Source organism: Streptomyces millisiae, from assembly GCF_031845425.1.
Taxonomy (GTDB): Bacteria; Actinomycetota; Actinomycetes; order Streptomycetales; family Streptomycetaceae; genus Streptomyces; species Streptomyces millisiae.
This window is the reverse complement of record NZ_JAVREM010000342.1, coordinates 1-435: the sequence shown is the minus strand read 5'-3', so window position 1 is coordinate 435 and position 435 is coordinate 1. Positions and strand designations below refer to the sequence as shown.

The following is a 435-nucleotide window of genomic DNA, read 5'->3' as shown; positions in this document are numbered from 1 at the left end:
CCACCACAGGGGCCGCGGTCACGACCAGAAGACACACCGCCATCGACGTCCCGCCCGCCGCCAGCGCCACTGCGGCCACGAGCACCGCCGCGGCCAGCACCAGCAACAGTGCGAGCAGCAGATCGAAATCGCCGACCAGAAGTGAGTAGATGACGAACATCGCGGCCAGGTAGATGCCGACCGGAATCGCCACTGCCAGCACGGTGTCGACGGAATCCAGCTTCGATTGACCGTCGACGTAATAGGCCGCCACGTGTAATCCGGCGCCGGTGGCCACGATCGCCGCGTACACCGCCAGGTGCAGATATCCGTACCAGAACGAGAGCCTGCGCTGGGCATGCAGCAATGCGCCGGCCGGCACCAGGAAGTACACCCACCACATCCCGAAGGTGAGCCCGATTCCGGAGGCTACGAGCAGGATGGCGTCGGTGGACC

At 65.7% G+C, this 435-nt stretch carries 1 protein-coding gene; it reads right to left on the bottom strand.

The features are described 5' to 3' along the window. The coding region (locus tag RNC47_RS36990; RefSeq protein ID WP_311605254.1) for a low temperature requirement protein A at positions 1–435 on the bottom strand (435 nt) is incomplete at both ends.